12 protein-coding genes are annotated in these 18912 nt (G+C 71.3%); 7 read left to right on the forward strand and 5 right to left on the reverse strand.

Going from position 1 to position 18912, the window contains the following annotated elements; translation table 11 throughout:
* Nucleotides 1-239: 239 nt before the first annotated feature.
* Both AC2XR2_RS34620 and AC2XR2_RS34625 read right to left on the reverse strand, forming a co-directional pair.
* Complete coding sequence (locus tag AC2XR2_RS34620; protein WP_491517181.1) at nucleotides 240-1328, reverse strand: LacI family DNA-binding transcriptional regulator; 1089 nt, start codon at nucleotides 1326-1328, stop codon at nucleotides 240-242.
* 490 nt (nucleotides 1329-1818) lie between these two features.
* Nucleotides 1819-2832: a hydroxyacid dehydrogenase gene (locus AC2XR2_RS34625; RefSeq protein ID WP_491517182.1), complete on the reverse strand. Its 1014-nt coding sequence runs from the start codon at nucleotides 2830-2832 to the stop codon at nucleotides 1819-1821.
* Between the two features lie 281 nt (nucleotides 2833-3113).
* Here AC2XR2_RS34625 and AC2XR2_RS34630 point away from each other — a divergent pair, with 281 nt between their 5' ends.
* The 7 genes from AC2XR2_RS34630 to AC2XR2_RS34660 all read left to right on the forward strand — a co-directional run bounded on the left by AC2XR2_RS34630 (nucleotide 3114) and on the right by AC2XR2_RS34660 (nucleotide 14217).
* Entirely contained in the window at nucleotides 3114-4463 is a 1350-nt protein-coding gene (locus AC2XR2_RS34630; protein WP_491517183.1) for an extracellular solute-binding protein, read from the forward strand.
* On the forward strand, nucleotides 4460-5452 hold the full coding sequence (locus AC2XR2_RS34635) for a carbohydrate ABC transporter permease (protein ID WP_491517184.1): 993 nt from the start codon (nucleotides 4460-4462) through the stop codon (nucleotides 5450-5452). The genes AC2XR2_RS34630 and AC2XR2_RS34635 overlap by 4 nt, the downstream gene beginning before the upstream one ends.
* 50 nt (nucleotides 5453-5502) lie before the next feature.
* Nucleotides 5503-6351: a carbohydrate ABC transporter permease gene (locus AC2XR2_RS34640; RefSeq protein WP_381300096.1), complete on the forward strand. Its 849-nt coding sequence runs from the start codon at nucleotides 5503-5505 to the stop codon at nucleotides 6349-6351.
* Nucleotides 6352-6384: 33 nt separating this feature from the next.
* A complete protein-coding gene (locus tag AC2XR2_RS34645; protein WP_491517185.1) occupies nucleotides 6385-7917 on the forward strand; it encodes a glycosyl hydrolase family 28 protein in 1533 nt (510 codons plus the stop codon).
* Nucleotides 7914-11261 (forward strand): alginate lyase family protein, encoded by a 3348-nt coding sequence (locus AC2XR2_RS34650; RefSeq protein ID WP_491517186.1) that lies wholly within the window; start codon nucleotides 7914-7916, stop codon nucleotides 11259-11261. The genes AC2XR2_RS34645 and AC2XR2_RS34650 overlap by 4 nt, the downstream gene beginning before the upstream one ends.
* Nucleotides 11262-11289: 28 nt before the next feature.
* Nucleotides 11290-12543, forward strand: a complete 1254-nt coding sequence (locus AC2XR2_RS34655; protein ID WP_491517187.1) for an alginate lyase family protein — start codon at nucleotides 11290-11292, stop codon at nucleotides 12541-12543.
* Between the two features lie 93 nt (nucleotides 12544-12636).
* Complete coding sequence (locus tag AC2XR2_RS34660) at nucleotides 12637-14217, forward strand: carboxylesterase/lipase family protein (protein WP_381300059.1); 1581 nt, start codon at nucleotides 12637-12639, stop codon at nucleotides 14215-14217.
* Between the two features lie 15 nt (nucleotides 14218-14232).
* On the opposite strand, the gene AC2XR2_RS34665 is transcribed toward AC2XR2_RS34660, so the two are convergent.
* From AC2XR2_RS34665 to AC2XR2_RS34675, 3 genes are all read right to left on the reverse strand, one after another.
* Nucleotides 14233-15288 carry a LacI family DNA-binding transcriptional regulator gene (locus AC2XR2_RS34665; RefSeq protein ID WP_381300060.1) on the reverse strand — a complete coding sequence of 352 codons (1056 nt, stop codon included), beginning with the start codon at nucleotides 15286-15288 and terminating at the stop codon, nucleotides 14233-14235.
* 219 nt (nucleotides 15289-15507) lie between these two features.
* Entirely contained in the window at nucleotides 15508-16449 is a 942-nt protein-coding gene (gene mmuM, locus AC2XR2_RS34670; protein WP_491517188.1) for a homocysteine S-methyltransferase, read from the reverse strand.
* A 392-nt stretch (nucleotides 16450-16841) separates the two neighbouring features.
* Nucleotides 16842-18890: an autotransporter gene (locus AC2XR2_RS34675; protein ID WP_491517189.1), complete on the reverse strand. Its 2049-nt coding sequence runs from the start codon at nucleotides 18888-18890 to the stop codon at nucleotides 16842-16844.
* Between the last annotated feature and the right edge of the window lie 22 nt (nucleotides 18891-18912).

Consider the following 18912-nt stretch of genomic DNA (forward strand, 5'->3'; position numbering starts at 1 on the left):
CTGGGACGTTAGGCCGACGGCCGGGTGGTTAGCAAGAGGGGGGCGTCAATTTGTTACGCCGGTTTGTCCGTGGGGTTAGCAGAGGCGCGACCTGCCCGGCACCGCCTGCAGCGATGTACGACCAGCTCAGCGACCTGTATTGACTGTGAAGGCGAGGTCGCGCGACGACGGAAAACGACCCGCCCCACGCCCGGGAAGCCGTGGAAACCGTTTACGAAACGATCTCTACCTTCTCCCCGCTAGCGAGGTGGGGCGGGCGGCCGCACGGAGTTCCGCACGACGACATGGGTGCCCAGCACCAGATGGTCCCCGTCGGACCCCTTTCGCCGCGCTCCGCCGCCCTCACGCCGGTCGGCGACGGCTCGCAGGGCGACCCGTCCCATCTCCTCGTAGGGCACGTGGACGGTGGTGAGCTGGGGGGTCAGCTGCGCGGCGAGCGGGATGTCGTCGTACCCGACGATCGACACGTCCTCGGGCACCCGCAGCCCGGCCGTGCGCAGGGCCTGCATGGCTCCCGCGGCGACGACATCGGTCCCGGCGAGGACCGCGGTGAAGGCGAGCCCGTCCCGCAGACACTCCTCGACGGCCTCGTACCCGTGCTCGTAGTCGTAGGGTCCGTGCCGCACCATGTTCGCCTCGAAGGGCACGCCGTACGCCTCGAAGGCCCGTTGGGCGCCCTTCAAGCGCCCCTGGGCGGTGGTGAGTTCGGCGTGCCCGGGCAGTACGAGCACCTGCCGGTGGCCGGCCGAGAGCAGATGGCTGGCCATGGCGTAGGCCCCGCCCTCGTTGTCGTAGTCGATGGTGGTGGCGGGGACGTCGCCCTCCAGCGGGGGCCGTCCCACGAGCACGAGATGCGAGCCGGCGGCGTCCAGGGACCGGGCGAACCTGGCCATGCGCAGCTGGTACTCGTCGTAGTCGTAGGCCCCGCCGAGCAGGATGACGGCCGCGACGCCCTGCTGGCGCATGAGGTTGACGAGGGCGAGCTCCCGCTCGGGATCGTCCCCGGTGGTCCCCACCAGCGAGAGCCACCCGCGGAGGGTGGCGGCACCTTCGACCCCCTTGGCCACGTGGGCGAAGGCGGCACCGGTGATGTTGTTGATGAGGATGGCGACGGTGGGGGTGCCACCTCCGGCGAGCGACCGGGCATGGGCGTTGGTGACGTAGTCCAGGTCGCGGACGACCTTCATCACCTTGCGGCGCAGGTCCTCGGAGACCGGATAGTTCCCGGACAACACCCGCGACACGCTGGCCACGGACACCCCGGCCCGCTCGGCCACGTCCCGAATGGTGGCCCGTCCGACGTCCCCGGACGCCCTGCGCTGACTCACCGCGGCTCCTTAGCAATAGCCGGCCCCAGAACCCAGGCCCCGGAAACCGTATCCCATTGTTACTCCAGCACGATTCCCACGGCCCAGACCACAAGCGGGCGGCAAGTGCCCACCAAGTGGGGCGACACCCCGGACACCGGCCGTGAGGGAGCTGGAGGGGGCGCGTCGGTGTCGAGAGGCCATGGGGGCCCCTCCCGCTCGAGCGAAGCCGAGAGTGGGGGAGCGCGGAGGCGCGCAGCGCCGAGCACGATCGGTCGCTCGACACCGACTGGAGCGCCCCCGGAGGCGACCGAACAGAAGTGGTACGGGTAAGTGCAGTGACCCGGGACCAGGTGATACGGCCGGGGTTCTTTAGGCGATCCGGGTCCAGGTGATACGGCCGGGGTTCTTCAGGTGCCCCGGGACCAGGTGATACAGCCGCGGTTCCTTGGGTCACCCAGGACCAGCTGACCGCCCAACTCCCCACACCGCCCGACGAGTCGCCACCCCCTCAAGCCACCCGCCCCATATCCGCATACCGAACCTCGTGCACCAACCCCACCCCCGCCCCCACCCGCTCCAGCTCCTCCACCACGATCCGCCCCAGCCGCTCCAGTTCGTTTCCCAGCGACCCGGCGATGTGCGGTGTGAGGAAGACGTTCGGCAGCCGGTACAGCGGTGACCCCGCCGGCAGCGGCTCGGGTTCCGTGACGTCGAGGACCGCCCGCAGTCGCCCGGACACCAGCTCGTCGGTGAGCGCGTCGGGGTCGACCAGCGCCCCCCGGGACGTGTTGATGAGCACGCCCCCGTCCCGGATCAGCCCGAGCCGGGCCGCGTCGAGCATCCGGTAGGTCTCGGGGATGTCGGGCGCGTGCAGCGACACGATGTCGCTGTGCCGCAACAGGTCCTCCAGTGACAGGAGTTCGGCCCCGAGCGCGCCCGCCTCCGCGGAGCTGACGTAGGGGTCGTGGAGCAGCACGGTGAAGTCGAAGGGCCGTAGCAGTTCGAGCAGCCGCCGCCCCACCCGGGACGCCCCGATGACCCCGATCCGCCGCCCCACGTTCCCCGTGTCCGCGGTCTCCGCCGGACCCGGATACGCGTGGCTGACCCGGAACCGCTCCCGGTGCTCGAAGGCGTCCTTCCCGCACAGCAGGATCATCGCGAGGGTGTACTCCGCGACCGGCAGGGCGTTGCCGGTGACCGCGCTGGACACGGCGATCCCGCGGTGCCACAGGGCGTCACCGACCAGTGAGCGGACGGATCCCGCGGCGTGCAGGACGGTGCGCAGGCGGGGTGCCGCGGCGAGGACGCCGGTGTCGAGGCGGGGGCAGCCCCAGCCGGTGATCAGTACGTCGGCCTCGGCCAGGGCGTCGGCCGCGGCGGGGTCGGTGAAGTCCTGGACGACGAGCGCGGGGTCGAGCCGGGCGGCCTCGGTCAGCCGGGTCATCAGGGGTGGCGGGAAGAGCAGGGGGAGGTGCACGGGATCCAACGCGAACACGGCCCTGGGTGGCTGAGGGCTGGGCATGTCACTCCTGACACACTGGGCGGAAACAGTTTCTGAAACCGTCTTCTACGGCGGATCTACCGTAGGTCTGGCGTCGAGTGGTGGTCAATCGGTGAGGGGCCTCGGATAGCAACCGGTTTCCCATCAGGACCGTGTCGGCGAGGTTACACAGTCTTTTCGAAAGTCCGTCAAGCCTCTTGACGCGGTTTCCGGACAGGACCGAAGCTCTGCCCCAGCGCAGCAACCGGTTGCCATCCGCTTGCCGCGTTCCCGTCCACGGACAGAGCAGGAGGTGGTGCGCCGTGCGCCCACATGCCGGGGCCGCGCTGAGCCGCCGCCGTTTTCTCTCCCTCTCCGCCGGCGGTGCCGCGGCGGGGGCTGCGGCGCTGAGTGGCTGCGCGATGCGGGTGTCGAGCGCGGTGGGCGGATCCGGCGAGACCGTCACGGTGATGGCCAAGGCCGACGACATCTCCGTGGACCTGATCAAGCAGGCCCAGAAGGACATCGGCGTCAGGATCAACACGGTGCTGTACAGCACCAGCAAGCTGATCGCGATGATGACCAACGGCAACCCGCCGGACCTCGTGCGCGGGGTCGGAGCCGTGGACGCCCCGTACTTCGCGGCCCGGGGCGTGATGGAGGACCTGGACCCGTACTTCGCGAGGAGCAGTGTCCTCAGGCCGGCCGACCTCGACCCGGTCAACGACCTGTGGCGCTACGACGGCCGCACCCAGGGCAAGGGGCCCCGCTACGGCATGGCGAAGGACTTCTCCCAGGACTCCATGTTCTGGTACAACACCGGCCTGTTCGACGAGGCGGGGGTGGAGTACCCGCCGGAGCTGGACCCGGTGACCTACGAGGAGTGGCTGGACAAGGCCAAGCGGCTGACCCGCCGCAGGAACGGCCAGACGACGGTGTTCGGCGGCAGCTACAACGGCGTGCTCACCCCCAACCTGCTGACGAGCCTCACCGTGGCCGCCGGCGGGAACCTCTTCACCGACGACTACTCCCGGGTCGACTTCACCACCCCCGAGGCCCGCAAGGCGCTCGGCTGGTACATCGACTACTGCCGGACCAAGGTCGGACCCAGCATCGTCCAGCCCGACCCCAACGCCTGGGACGGGCCCACCTTCCAGGCGAACCGGCTGGCCATGTCGAACTCCGGCTACTGGCTCGGCGGTCTGATCAACGCGGACAAGAAGCTCGCGCCGCTGTCCCGGCTCGCCCCCGCCCCGTACTTCGAGGGCGGCAAGCGGGTCAGCCCCTGCCAGGCGGGCACCGGCTTCTGGATCCCCAGCAAGTCCCACAACAAGGACGCCGCCTGGCGGGTCTTCGAGTGGTTCTTCGGCGAGGCACCGGCCAAGGCACGGGCCTCGGGCGGCTGGGGCATCCCGACCCTCAAGTCCCTGCGCTCCCTGATGCCCGCTCAGGAGGACTACCAGAAGCGGGTGTTGAAGGTGCAGGAGGCCGAGCTGAAGCACTACTCGGTGATCGCCTTCACGCCGTACGCCACCGCGGACGCGCTCCTCGCCCTCTTCAACCAGATCGCCCCGGCCGCCATGACCGGCGGCATGTCCGTCGACACCCTCGCGGGACGCCTGAACTCGGCCATGAACGAGCAGCTCAAGCGCGGTGCGGAGCAGGTGGGATGACGGTCGATCAGATGACGCCCCTCGCGGACCGGCGCGGCTCCGCCCCGGTCGCGGGCCGGGCCGGTTCCCGGCGGCACACCTCCGTCGTCACGCGCAGGCACCGGGCGTTCTACATGTTCGCCGCGCCCTGGATCATCGGCTTCGCGCTGCTGACCGTCGCGCCGATGGCGTACGCGCTGTGGCTGAGCTTCACCACCTTCGACGGGATCTCGCCCAACTGGCACTACGTCGGCCTGGGCAACTACCGCGAGCTGTTCTCCGACGCGCAGACCTGGCGGTCGCTGGGCCGCACCGGTCTGTTCGCGATCACCTCGGTCCCGCTGTCGATCGTCGCGGGTCTCGCTCTGGCCGTCCTCGTCAACCGGCCGCTCAAGGCGCGCGGACTGTTCCGCACCCTGCTCTACCTGCCGGCGGTGGTGCCCCCGGTGGGCGCGGGCATCGCGTTCAAGCAGCTCTTCGACCAGAACTCCGGTGCGGCGAACGGGGTGTTGAACCTCTTCGGCATCGACGCCCTGGGTTGGCTCGCCGACCCCTACGCCCGCTACGTACTGATCATGACGGTGCTCTGGACCGCCGGAAACATCATGATCATCTCGCTGGCCGGGCTCCAGGACATCCCCCGCGAGCTCCTCGAAGCGGCCCGGATCGACGGGGCGAGCGCCTGGCGCAGCTTCCGCAGCATCACGGTGCCGCTGCTGTCGCCGGTGCTGCTCTTCCAGACCGTGACCGGGGTCATCGCCTCGGTGCAGACCATCATGCCGCTGCTGCTGGCCCCGGACCCGACCCCGGCCGGCATCACGGCGCTCCCGCAGTCCACCTACCTCTACATGATGCACGTGTTCGCGGAGTACTTCGCGTTCGGCCGCTACGGCTACGCCTCCGCGCTGCTGTGGGTGCTCTTCGTCCTGATCCTCGTCGCGACCGGACTGATCTTCAGGGCCACGTCCGGCGTGGTGTTCTACAACGTCGACCCGGAGGCGAAGAAGTGACCGCCACGAGCCCGACCGCCACCGACCCCACCGCCACGAGGCCGGTCCCGGTGAGCTCGGCCCCCAGGCCGGCGCCTCGGATCCGCGTCAACCGCCTCGTCCTCTACACCGCCCTGGTCGCGATCACCGGACTGTTCCTCGGCCCCTTCGGCTGGCTGGTGATCTCCGGCCTGAAGACCCCGGCCGAGCTGGCGGCCTCGCCCGTGCACTGGCTGCCGGAACACATCCAGTGGCACAACTTCGCCGACGCCTACCGGCTCATCGACTTCCTCGGCTACGCCCGCAACTCCCTGGTCATCGCGCTCATCTACGCCACCCTCGTGACCCTGAGCTCCGCCTGGGTCGGCTTCGGCTTCGCCCGCCTCGAAGCCCCGGGCAAGAAGACCCTGTTCGGGATCCTGCTCGGCTCGATGATGCTGCCCCAGATGATCACGTTGCTGCCGACCTACCTGATCTTCGCCAAGCTCGGCATGGTCGACACGTACTGGCCGTGGGTGCTGTGGGGGCTGTCCTCCGCGCCCTATCTGGTCTTCCTGTTCCGGCAGTTCTTCGCGGGGCTGCCCCGCGAGCTGGAGGAGGCGGCGATCGTCGACGGCTGCGGCTGGTCCGGCATCTTCTGGCGGATCTTCCTCCCGCAGTCCTGGCCGGTCCTGTCCGCGAGCTTCGTGATCGCCTTCACCTGGACCTGGGGCGACTACATCGCCCCGCAGCTCCTGCTCTCCACGGACCGCACCACCCTCGCGGTCGCCGTCATGTCCACCTACGTCACCTCGGCGGGCACCCCGGTCACCAACCTCCAGGCCGCGGCCTCGGTGATGTACGTGGTGCCGATCCTGCTGATCTTCCTCGTCGCCCAGCGCGGCTTCGTCGCCGGCACGGCCACGACCGGCCTCAAGTAGCCGTCTCCTCATACCTGTTGCAAGGAGTCACGCATGAACACGCCCCTGTCCCGCCGTACGGCCCTCCAGGCGGCCGGCGCCACCGTGCTCGCCTCCGGGCTCACCAGCCTGACGGCCACGGCGGCCCGGGCCGACGACACCGCCGCGGCCGCCGGACCGAAGCTGGTGACCTACCCCCGCCCGGCCGCGATGCCGACCAACACCAGCTTCAGGGTGCGGGTCCGTACCGCCCCCGACGGCGAGTGGCAGACCCTCGACATCTGGCGGCCCCAGCTGGGCGAGATCAACCCCACCACCGGCTCCAGCAAGATCTACAACTCCTCGCTGGCGTACTTCGACTTCGAGGGTTCCGTCGAGGTCGAGGTCACCTACCTCAAGGGCGGCACCACCAAGGTCCGGGTGAGACCGGACTCGTACGGCATCACGCCCGAAGTCGGCGGCGACACCCTGGTGTTCACGCTGGACCAGCCGCGCAACGTCGTCGTCCAGATCAACGACGACATCTTCGACTGCCTCCACCTGTTCGCCCGTGCGATCGAGAAGAAGAAGCCCGCGCAGGACGACCCGGACGTCCTCTACTACGGCCCCGGCGTCCACACCACCGCCGACGGCACCCTGCTCGTCCCCTCCGGCAAGACCGTGTACCTCGACGGCGGGGCCGTCCTCAAGGCGACCGTGATCTTCCGGAACGTGGAGCACGCCGGGATCGCCGGCCGTGGTGTGCTCGCCGGGACCGCGGGCGGCGGGGCCCTGGTGGAGAGTTCGCGGAACATCTCCATCGGCGCGGTCACCGTCCTCAACCCCAACGGCTACGCCGTCCAGTTGGGGGAGGCCACCGGCGTCACCATCAAGGGGCTCGGCTCCTTCAGCTCCAAGGGCTGGGGCGACGGCATCGACGTGTTCTGCTCCAGCAACGTCGTCATCGACGGCGTCTTCATGCGCAACTCCGACGACTGCATCGCCATCTACACCCACCGCTGGGACTACTACGGCGACACCACCGACATCACCGTCCGCAACTCCACCCTCTGGGCGGACGTCGCCCACCCCATCAACGTCGGCACCCACGGCAACACCGACAACCCCGAGGTCCTGAAGAACCTCCGCTTCAAGAACATCGACATCCTCGACCACCGCGAACCGCAGATGAACTACCAGGGCTGCATCGCCCTCAACCCCGGCGACTCCAACCTGATCAAGAACGTCCGCATCGAGGACATCAGGATCGAGGACTTCCGCTGGGGCCAGGTCATCTACATGAAGGTCATGTACAACACCAAGTACAACACCTCGGTCGGCCGCGGCATCCAGAACGTCTACGTCAAGAACCTCAGCTACACGGGCACCAACGCCAAGCCCTCCCTCTTCCTCGGCTACGACGCCAAGCACGCCATCAAGGACGTCACCTTCGAGAACCTGGTGATCAACGGGCTCGTCGTCGCCGACTCGATGAAGAAGCCGAGCTGGTACTACACGACCGACACCGTCCAGTGGTTCGCCAACGAGCACGTGACGAACCTCAAGTTCATCACCACCGCCGAGGCCGAGGCGGCCGCCGCGTCATGAGCACCAGCCCCACGGGAACCGAACTCGCCCCGACCCGCCGGGGTTTCCTCGGCGGCACGGCCGCCCTGCTCCTGGTGGCGGGCGGGAGCGGACTGCTCGCACCCGGCACCGCCCGGGCCGCCGACCGGGAGGGCGCCAGAAGCTTCACCCACCCCGGCCTCCTGCACGCCGCCGACGACCTCGCCTGTATGAAGGCCGCCGTCGCCGCGAAGCAGTCACCGGTCTACGACGGCTACCTGGCGTTCGCGGCCCACGCGCGCTCCAAGTCGACGTACACCATCCAGAACACCGGCCAGATCACCACCTGGGGCCGCGGCCCCACCAACTTCCAGAACCAGGCCGTCGCCGACTCGGCCGCCGCCTACCAGAACGCCCTCATGTGGGCGGTAACCGGCGACCGCGCCAACGCCGACAAGGCCCGCGACCTCCTCAACGCCTGGTCGGCCTCCCTCACCATGATCACGGGAGCGGACGGCCCGCTCGGCGCCGGGCTCCAGGCCTTCAAGTTCGTCAACGCGGCCGAACTCCTGCGCCACACCGGCTACGACGGCTGGGCGGCCGCGGACATCGCCCGCTGCGAGCGGTCCTTCCTGGACGTCTGGTATCCCGCCGTCTCCGGCTACATGCTCTACGCCAACGGCAACTGGGACCTGACGGCCCTTCAGACCATCCTGGCCATAGGGGTGTTCTGCGAGCAGCACACCCTCTTCGAGGACGCCCTGCGCTTCGCCGCGGCCGGCGCCGGCAACGGCTCCATCGCCCACCGCATCGTCACCGACGCCGGCCAGGGCCAGGAGTCCGGCCGCGACCAGGGCCACGAACAACTCGCGGTCGGCCTGACCGGTGACATCGCCCAGGTCGCCTGGAACCAGGGCGTCGACCTGTGGGGATACGACGACAACCGGATCCTCGCCAACTTCGAGTACGCGGCCCGCTACAACCTCGGCGGCGACGTCCCCTTCGTCCCCGACCTCGACCGGACCGGCAAGTACATCAAGACGACCGTCTCCGCCGTCTCCCGCGGCACCCTGCCCCCGATCTACGAGATGGCCTACGCCCACTACGCCGGCGTCCGCGGCCTCGACACCCCGTACACCAAGGCGGCCGTCTTCCGCGGCACCGGTGGCGCCCGGGTCGTCGAGGGCAGCAACGACGACCTGCCCAGCTGGGGCACCTTCGCCTACGCGGGCACCACCGCCCCCGCGACCACCGCACCGACGGCACCGGCGGGCGTCACCGCGGTGGGGGAGCGGACCGGGGTCACGGTCAGCTGGCTGCCCTCCACCTGGGCCGCGAGCTACACCGTCCGCCGGGCCATGCGCCCCGAGGGGCCGTACGAGCAGATCGCCACCGGCCTCGACCGGCCGACGTACACCGACCACCGGGTGCACGCGGGACGGACGTACCACTACGTCATCACCGCCGCCAACTCCCAGGGCGGCAGCGGCGATTCGGCGCCCGCCGCCGCCTCCGCGGGCCTTCCCGCGCCCTGGGAGAGCCGGGACATCGGGGACGTGAGGATCCCCGGTTCGGCCGTCTTCGACGGGGAGCGGTTCGTCCTGGAGGCGAGCGGCACCGCCGACACCCACCGGCTCGTGCATCTGCCCCTGCGCGGCGACGGCACCGTCACCGCGCGGATCGTGTGGCCCCTGAGCTCGCAGTACTCCAAGATCGGCGTCAGCCTGCGGGACTCCCTCGACGCCGACGCGGCCCACGCGGCCATGGTGATCCAGGGCCTGCCGCTGCACACCTGGAGCGGGGTGTGGACGGTACGTCCGTCGAAGGACGCCGACGTCTCCGCGACCGGCAGCACCCCGGTGCCGCCCTCGCAGCAGACGGCCGTCACCACCGGCGCCGCCTTCCCGATCTCCAGTCTCGGCACCCTGCCCGAGTCGGCGACCCCGCTCGAGGCCCCGTACGTCGAGGCCGCCGGCGACGGCTACCGGCTGCGCAAGCCCTACTGGGTCCGAGTGACCCGCAAGGGCCGACGCTGCACCGGCGCGATCTCCCCCGACGGCGTCCACTGGACCGAAGTCGGCACCAGCGAGGTCGAGTTGGGCCGCACCGCGTACGCGGGCCTCCTCCTCACCTCCTGCCTCGGCGTCGACGCGGACTACGCCGAGACCGGCACCGGCGCCTTCGACAACGTCACCGTGACGTCGGCGTACGGCGAGGTGTGGTCCGTGCCGAAACCGGCCCGGACCGCCGGAGACCTGACGGCCGTCAGCGGCTCGGACGCCGTCGAGCTGGCCTGGACCGACCCGGACCTCTCCGCCCGCTACAAGGTGCTGCGCGCCAAGGACGCCGACGGCCCCTACACCACCCTCGCCACCGGCGTGGGCCCGGTCGGGTCCGGCACCCGTATCCGGTACAGCGACGCGACGGGCACGCCCGGGACGACGTACCACTACGCCGTCGCGAAGACGAACACCGCCGGACGCGGCCCGCTCTCGGAGCCGGCCACCGCCGCGATGCCCACCCCGTCAGTCCCCCAACTCATCTCTGCCGCAGTGGCGTTCGCCAATACAGGTGTCGCCTTCCGGCACCTCCTGCGGGCCTCCCACGAGCCCGTGCGCTTCACCGCCACCGGGCTCCCCGACGGACTCCGCGTCGACAAGCGCACCGGCCTGATCCACGGAACCCCCGGCGAGACCGGCGAGTTCACCGTCACCACCACCGCGGGGAACGCCGCCGGCGACGGCACCGGCACGCTCACCCTCACCGTCGCCACCCCGCCGCCGAGCCCGTGGACGTACGGCGACCTCGGGGACGTGGTCCTCGACGACCGCGACTACGGGACGCTGGGCGTCGCCGCGATCCTCACCCCCGGCAGCACCGCCCACGAGGACGGGACCTTCGTGGTGCGGGGCGCGGGCGTCGACCTGACCGTCAACGGCCAGGGGATGACAGGGCAGTTCGTACGGCAGCCGGTCACCGGCGACTGCCAGGTCACCGCCCGGCTGGTCTCCCGCAGCGGGGCCAGTGCCGACCGGGTCGGGCTGCTGATGGCGAAGTCGCTGTCGCCGTTCGACCAGGCGGCCGGGGCGATCGTCACCGGCGGCACCACCGCGCAGCTCATGCTGCGCAAGACCGTCGCCGGAGCCTCCGCCTTCACCGGCAACGCGGCCGTGCAACTCCCCACGCTGCTGCGGCTGAAGCGCACCGGGACCGTCTTCACCGCGTCCGTCTCCGGCGACGACGGCGCCACCTGGACCGACCTCGCCACCGGCGAGATCCCCGGCTTCGGTGACGCCCCCTTCCACGTCGGCCTGGTGGCCTGCTCCCGCAGCCCGCTGGCCCTCGTCACCTCGACCTTCGGCGAGGTGAGCATCATCCCCATCTGATTCCCCCCACGGAACGGAGATGCACCGCATGAGCCGCACTTCCCCCCACCGGCACCTCCACCAGTCCGAGTTGAGCCGCCGCGGTCTGTTCAGGACCGCCGGCGGACTCGGCGCCGCGCTCGCCCTGGGAAGCGGCGCGTTCGCCGCCACCACCGCGGACGCGGCGCCCTCGACCTGGACCCACCCCGGCATGCTGCACAACGCCGGGGACATCAACCGCGCCAAGGTCAGGGTCGCCGCGGGCACCGACCCCTGGCTCTCCGGCTGGAACAAACTGGTCGCCAACTCCCACTCCCAGTCCACCTGGACCAACCGGGCCACCGCCACGATCATCCGCGGCGGCACCGGCGAGAACTACTCCCTGCTCTTCAACGACATCGCGGCCGCCTACCAGAACGCGCTGCGCTGGCAGGTCGGCGGCACCGAGGCCAACGCCGCGTGCGCCGCGAAGATCCTCAACGCCTGGTCGAAGACGCTCACTTCGGTCACCGGCAACGCGGACAGATTCCTCGCGGCGGGCATCTACGGCTGGCAGTTCGCCAACGCCTGCGAACTCCTGCGCGGCTACAGCGGCTTCGACCTGGCTGCCGCCCAGGACATGCTGGCCAAGGTCTTCTACCCGCTCAACAACAGCTTCCTGACCAACCACAACGACGCCTGCATCACCAACTACTGGGCCAACTGGGACCTGTGCAACATGGCCTCGATCCTGGCCATCGGCATCCTCAACGAGGACTCCGCCAAGTACGACCAGGCCGTCACCTACTTCAAGTCCGGCGCCGGCAACGGCTCGATCGCCCACGCGGTGCCGTACCTGTACACCGACTCCGCCGGCTACGCGCTCGGCCAGTGGCAGGAGTCCGGCCGCGACCAGGGCCACACCATGATGGGCATGGGCCAGATGGGTGCCATCTGCGAGATGGCCTGGAACCAGGGCGACGACCTCTACTCGTACGACAGCCGCCGCTTCATGAAGGCCGCCCAGTACGTCGCGAAGTACAACCTCGGCCAGGACGTCCCCTTCACCACCTACAACTGGGGCACCGGGCAGAACTGCGCCGCCTCCTCCCAGACCGTGATCTCCGCCGCCTCCCGCGGCCAGGTCCGCCCCGTCTGGGCGATGCTCCACTTCCACTACAACCGGCGCCTGGGCCTCGACGACAAGTACATCTCGCAGATGTACTACGACCTCGTCGCCCCCGAGGGCGGCGGCGGTGACTACGGCACCACCAGCGGCGGCTTCGACCAGCTGGGCTTCGGCACCCTGATGTACGCCAAGTAGCCGCCGAACCGCGCTCTGCACCGGAATACCGGGCCGAAATGTGGTGCTCTGTTGTTCAGGGTGCAGCAGCGCGGTGAGGAGGCTGGTGGACACATGACAGCAGTCCGGACAGAGCCCGTGGTCAGCACGCCGTACGGAGCCGTACGCGGACGGTACGAGGACGGGGTCGCGGCCTTCCGGGGCATCCCCTACGCGGCCCCGCCCTTCGGCCCCCTCCGCTTCCGCCCGCCCGTCCCGCCCGAGCCCTGGGACGGTGTGCGGGACACCGTCGACTTCGGGCCGACGGCGCCGAAACCGCCGTACTCCGAGGCCTTCGCGCACTACCTCTCCGACCCGTTCGTGCCCGGCGACGACTGCCTCAACCTCAACGTGTGGACGCCCGAGCCCGGCCCCGGCGCCCGCCTCCCGGTCCTGGTCTGGCTGCACGGCGGCGCCCTGACCAGGGGATCCTCCGCGGTACCCGTGTACGACGGGCACGCCTTCGCCCGGGACGGCGTGGTGTTCGTCTCGGTGAACTACCGGCTCGGCGTCGAGGGCTACGGCCTCTTCCCGGACGCCCCCGCCAACCCCGGGCTGCGCGACCAGCTCGCCGCCCTGCGCTGGGTCCGCGAGGCGATCGAGGCCTTCGGCGGCGACCCGGACCGCATCACCGTGGCCGGACAGTCGGCGGGCGCCATCAGCATCGGCGCCCTGCTCGCCGCCCCGCAGGCCCAGGGCCTGTTCCGGCGCGCGGTCCTGCAGAGCGGGCCGCCCGAGGCGAGCGACCGCGACAAGGTGCGGCGGATGGTGCGCCGCATGGCCACCCGGCTGAAGGTGCCCGCCACCGCCGCGGCCTTCGCCGAGGTCGACCGCGAGCTGCTGCTGCGCACCCAGGCCGAGGTGGGCCGCCTCAGCAGCCCGGTCCTCGGCGGCCCGGCCTTCGGCATCGTGATCGACGGCGACCTCGTGCCGCGCGACCCGCTGGAGGCCCTGATCGAGGGCGAGGCGGCCCGTGACGTCGAGCTGATGCTGGGCTGGACCAGCGACGAGTACCGCCTCTGGCTCGTCCCGGGCGGCCTCCTGGAGCGCGTCGACCGGCTCGGACCGGTCGCCCTCGCCGGCGCCATGGCCCGCTGCCACTGCGGCTCCGAGGTGGTCCGCGGCTACCGCGCCCTGCACCCCGACGCCGGCACCGCGGACATCGTCGGCCAGATGGTCACCGACCACCTGCTGCGCATCCCCCTGCACCGCCTGGCCGAGGCCCGCCCGGGCTCGTCGTACGTCTACGAGTTCGCCTGGCCCTCCAACCTCCCCTACCTCGGCGCCTGCCACGCCCTCGAACTGGGCTTCGTCTTCGACACGGGTGCCGCCCCGGAGTCGGCCAAGCTCGCGGGCGAGGGCGCCCCGACCGAGCTCGCCGACGCCATGCACGGCGCGTGGGTGCGCTTCGCCACCGACGGCGACCCCGGCTGGCGGCCCTGGGACACCACGCACCCGGTGCAGATCTTCGGCAAGGGCGACCCCTACGTCGAGTCCGGCCCTCGGGACGCCGATTTCGCGGTGTGGACGGCGGACACGACCACGAAGGAGACCGCCCCCGTGACGGAACCGGCGGAGGGCTGGCCGGCCCGGACGGCGGAGCTGCGGTCGGTGGTACGGCGGCTGCGGCGGACGGGGTTGGCGCGGCGGCACTGAGACGGGCCGCTCGTCTCAGTGACCGGTCCCCGCGACCGAGTCCCGGACCACGACATGGGTGCCCAGCAGCAGGTGCTCGGCCGGGTCCTCCGCCGTACGGCCGAGCGCGGTGCGTACGGCCAGGCGGCCCAGTTCCTCGTAGGGGACGTGGACCGTGGTGAGGGCCGGGTGGAGGTCGCGGGCGAAGGGGATGTCGTCGTACCCGGCCAGGGAGACGTCCCCGGGCACGGTGAGGCCGGCCTCGTGGAGGGCGGTCAGGGCGCCCGCCGCGACCATGTCCGTGGCGGCGACCACGGCCGTGAAGTCCAGGCCGTCCTTCAGCGCCCGCCGCATCAGGCGGTGCCCGGAGTCGCGGGTGAAGTCGCCGTTGAGGATCAGCGCGGGGTCCGGATCCAGCCCGCGCGCGCGGTGCGCGGCGAGATAGCCGCGCTCCCTGCCCTGCGCGGTGGTGTGGTCGGCCCTGCCGCCGACGAACAGGATCCGCCGGTGGCCCTGGGACAGCACGTGGGCGACGAGCGCGTAGGCGCCGCCCTCGTTGTCGTACTCGATGACGGTGACCGGCGCGCCGGGGCCGAGCGGCGGTCTGCCGCACAGCACGAGCCGGGAGCCCGCCGACGCGAGCGAGTCGGCCATACGGCGGGTGCGCTCGCGGTACTCGACGGTGTCGGCGGCGCCGCCCACCAGGATCACGGCGGCCGCGCGCTGGGCCCGCATCATCTCCACGAACTCCAGTTCGTGCTCGACATCGCCCTCCGTGCTGCACACCAGGCACAGATGGCCGAGCCGGGTCGCCTCGCGCTCCACACCGTGCGCCATCAGGGCGAACGAGGGCCCGGTGATGTCCTCCAGCACGAACGCCAGCGTGGGGGTGCCGACCCCCGCGATCGCCTTCGCGCGCGCGTCGGCGACGTAGTCCATGTCGCGCACGGCCCGCATCACGCTCGCGCGGGTCGCCGCGCTCACCGGATACACCCCGCCCAGCACCCGCGACACGGTCGACGCGGACACCCCGGCCCGCGCGGCCACATCCCGAATGGTGCTCCGACCGACGTCCGCACTCTTCCTGGTCATCCCTGCCTCACCCCCTGAGGAACAGCGGCAACACCCATGGAAACCGGTTCCCGAGCGGAGGCTAGCAGGGGGAGACCCGCAGGGCTAAGGGCCAGGAGCGGACCAAATCAGGGGGCGCGCAGCGCCCCCTGGGGGCGCGGGGAACTGCGCGAGCAACCACGGCGAAGGCAGCACTCGCGGGACGACGGAGGCTCGACGGCGAGTAGGCGCACGGCCCGGCTAGCGCAGCGCACCCGCGATTCCGGTGATCGCCGGCGGCCCCACCCGGCAGCACCCCCCGATCAACCGCGCCCCGGCCGCCCGCCAGCCGCGGACCTCCTCCGGGGCGAAGGACGACCTGCCCTCCCACGCGCGCGTGTCCCCGTTCCAGGACTCCCCGCTGTTGGGATAGACGACCACCGGCTTGCCGGTGACCCGCGCGGCGATCTCCACCGCGGGCGCCACGTCCTCCGGCACACAGCAGTTGACCCCGACCGCGACGACCTCGTCGACCTCGGCGGCGAGCGCGAACGCCTCCTCCAGCGGCTGCCCGGCCCGGGTCCGGTCACCCGCGACGGAGTAGGAGAGCCAGGCCGGGACCCCGAGCCCACGGACCGCCCGCAGCAGCGCCCGAGCCTCGTCGGCGTCCGGGATCGTCTCCAGGGCCAGGACGTCGGGGCCGGCCGCCGCCAGCACGTCCAGGCGGGGCCGGTGGAAGGCCTCCAGCTCGGCCACGCTCAGCCCGTACCGGCCCCGGTACTCCGAGCCGTCCGCGAGCATCGCGCCGTAGGGCCCGACCGAGGCCGCGACATACAGCGGCCGCCGGACCCCCTTCGCCGCCGCCCGCCGTGCCGCCTCCCGGGCCAACTCGACGCTCAGGGCGAGCAGTTCGGCCGCCCGCTCACGCGCGATCCCGCGGTTGGCGAACCCCTCGAAGGTGGCCTGGTAGCTTGAGGTGATCGCCACGTCCGCGCCCGCCTCGTAGTACGCGAGATGCGCCTCGGTGATCGCCTCGGGCCGCTCCGCGAGCAGCCGCGCCGACCACAGCTGGTCGCTCAGGTCGTGTCCGGCGGACTCCAGCTGATTGGACATACCACCGTCAAGCACGACCGCCCCGGCCGCGAGGGCCTCGACGAAGGGACGGGCGAGGGCGTCGGAGGCTTCCGGAGTGTCACTGCTCATACCTCGACGCTAACCGAAGCGACGACAGCCGTCCGAGCCGGTCCGCCGGCCGACCGGCGGAACCGACCTGCGGGCCCGACGCCCGCCGGGGGCTGACCCGGACATGCGCCTTCCGGCCCCCGAAGACCGGCCTGACATCCGAGACGCCGCCTGGCATCGCTCGTCCGTCTCGCACGCCGGCGTCTGCCGGGCTCACCGGAGGACTGGCGGCGAGACAGCGACCCGGTTGGCCCGTGGGGGTGCGCCTGGCTCCCCGGGACTGGCCTGGCTCCCGGGGGGAGTCTGCCCGGCTCCGGCGACCCGCCAGGCACCCCGGGTCTGTCCCGAACGTCTCGGGTCCGCCCAGGCACCCGGAGACCCGCCCGGCTTCGGAGACCCGCTCGCTCGCGAAGTCAGCGGTGCACCGCGTGCCTTCCGCCCCCGCGCCGCCTCCCCCGTATCCGCAGCGTCGGTGGGACCACCAGGCCGCCCAGCAGGCCCAGGGCCAGGACGTACGGCCACCAGCCGAGGCCCTCGGCCGTCGCGCTCGTCGTGCGAGGAGCCGCGACCTGCGCCGACGGGGTGCTGTCGGGGCGGGCACCCGCCGTGGCGTGAGCCGTGACGGCCGTCAGGACGACGTCGTTGCCGTCGCCGCCCCGGTAGCTGATCCGGTAGGTGGTGTCGGCGAGCCTGAGCCGGGTGCCCTCCGCGAGCCCCTTGAAGGCGCCCGTCGTCCTCGCACCGCCCCGGTGGTCCAGGACCGTGATGGTGCGCCCCGGATTCGTGCCGACCGCAGCCAGATCGAGCTCCCCGCCCAGCCGCACCGCCCCCGTCACCTTCAACGGGTTCTTCGCCAGCACCAGTTCGCCCTTCGCGCTCTGCGTGTAGCCGCCGGTGACGGTCAAACCGCCCGTCACCACACCGTCGTTGGCGACCGAACCCCGCACCGTCCCCTTGCCGGACAGCGAGGACAGCACGCGCAGACCCGTCGTGCCCGCGTCCAGCCGTGCGGCCGCAGAGGTGAGCCGAATTCCCCTGCTGCGGGCCAGAGTTGCTCCGCCGCGCAACGCGAGCGTGCCCTTGCGGACCGTCGTCGTCCCGGTGTACGTGACCGCGCCGCCGGTCAACGTCGTCGTCGCCCCGCCCGCCTGCGTGAGCGAACCGCTGCCGCTGATCCGGGACAGCGTCAGGGGTTTGCTCGTGTTGTCGACGACGAGCGAGCCGTCGTTCACGACCTTGTAGAGGGCGCCCCCGGTGTACAGGCCCCCGTCGCCCCCGGGTCTGCCGCTGCCCAGGCGGAGCACGGCGTTCTTCTCGACGGTCGTGGAGCCGTCGTAGTACTGGACGGCGGCGAAGGTGACGTCGTTGCCCTTCGTCCCCTTGATCACCACGTCACCGGCGCCGGGCGCGGACAGGGTGTCGTGGAAGCGGCCGCCGCCGATCGGCGCGCCCAGCGTGACCGGGCCGTTGTAGTCGAAGGTCAGCAGGGAGCGGGAGCGTGCCGCGAGGAGGTTGATGTAGACCGTCTTCGCGGTGCCCGGCATGAAGATCCTGGCGGTGGTCCCGTCGCCCCACTGGACGTTCGCGCCCTTGATGTTGGTGCCGCGCTTGTTGACGTTCTTGGTGGCCGGCGTCCAGTTCAGGGCGGGGTTGCTCAGGGACGGGTCCGTGTCGCCGCCCCGGTCCGACCAGCTGTACTGGCCCGTCAGGATCACCTTGCCGCCCGGCCGGGACTGGACGTTGATGTCGCTGCCGTACTCGCGCTGGTAGAAGTCCATCCGCTGGGTGACGGTCTCGCCCAGCGGGGTGTCCACGGTCCAGGTGCCCTGGTTGAGCACCTTGCGGACGTTCGGCAGCGAGGTCGCGTACTCGGGCCGGCCCGCGTTGGCCTGCGTACCGTTGTCGATCACCCCGGAGAACGGACCGGACGTCAGGTCCCAGGTGCCCCACAGGAAGCGCGGCTGGGTGATCAGGCCGGAGCCGCTGACCGTGCCCAGGTTGTAGGCGCTCTTGAGGGACAGCCGCAGGGTGCCGTCGACCCGGATGTTGTCCTGGTTCAGCCGGAACGCCGGGGTGCCGTACGGGAAGTGGCCGATCAGGCCGGTCGTGCCGCCGTTGCCGTACTGGAGCGTTGCCCCGCGTTCGACCGTGACCGCGGGCGGATCGGCGGCGGTGGTGGTGACGTACGGGTGGTTGCCGCCCAGGATCCGTACCCGCTGCCGGGACGCGGGCAGGGTGAAGTCGCTGTCCCGGGTGAGGACCAGGGTCCCGGTGCCGCGCACGGTGAGGGTGCCCCGGCCGCTGAACACCCCGTCGTACGTCGTCGTCCCGGCGGGCACGGTGACGACGGTGTCGCCGGTCAGCGTGACGTTCCGGCCGGCGAGCACGTCGGCGGTGACGTCCCGGGGGCCGGCCGCCCGGGCCGGGGAGGACGAGGCCAGGAGGGCCACGAGGGCGCCCACGGCTGCTGCTGTCTTCTGGGTT

The organism is Streptomyces sp. LS-MS-L19, assembly GCF_058382285.1.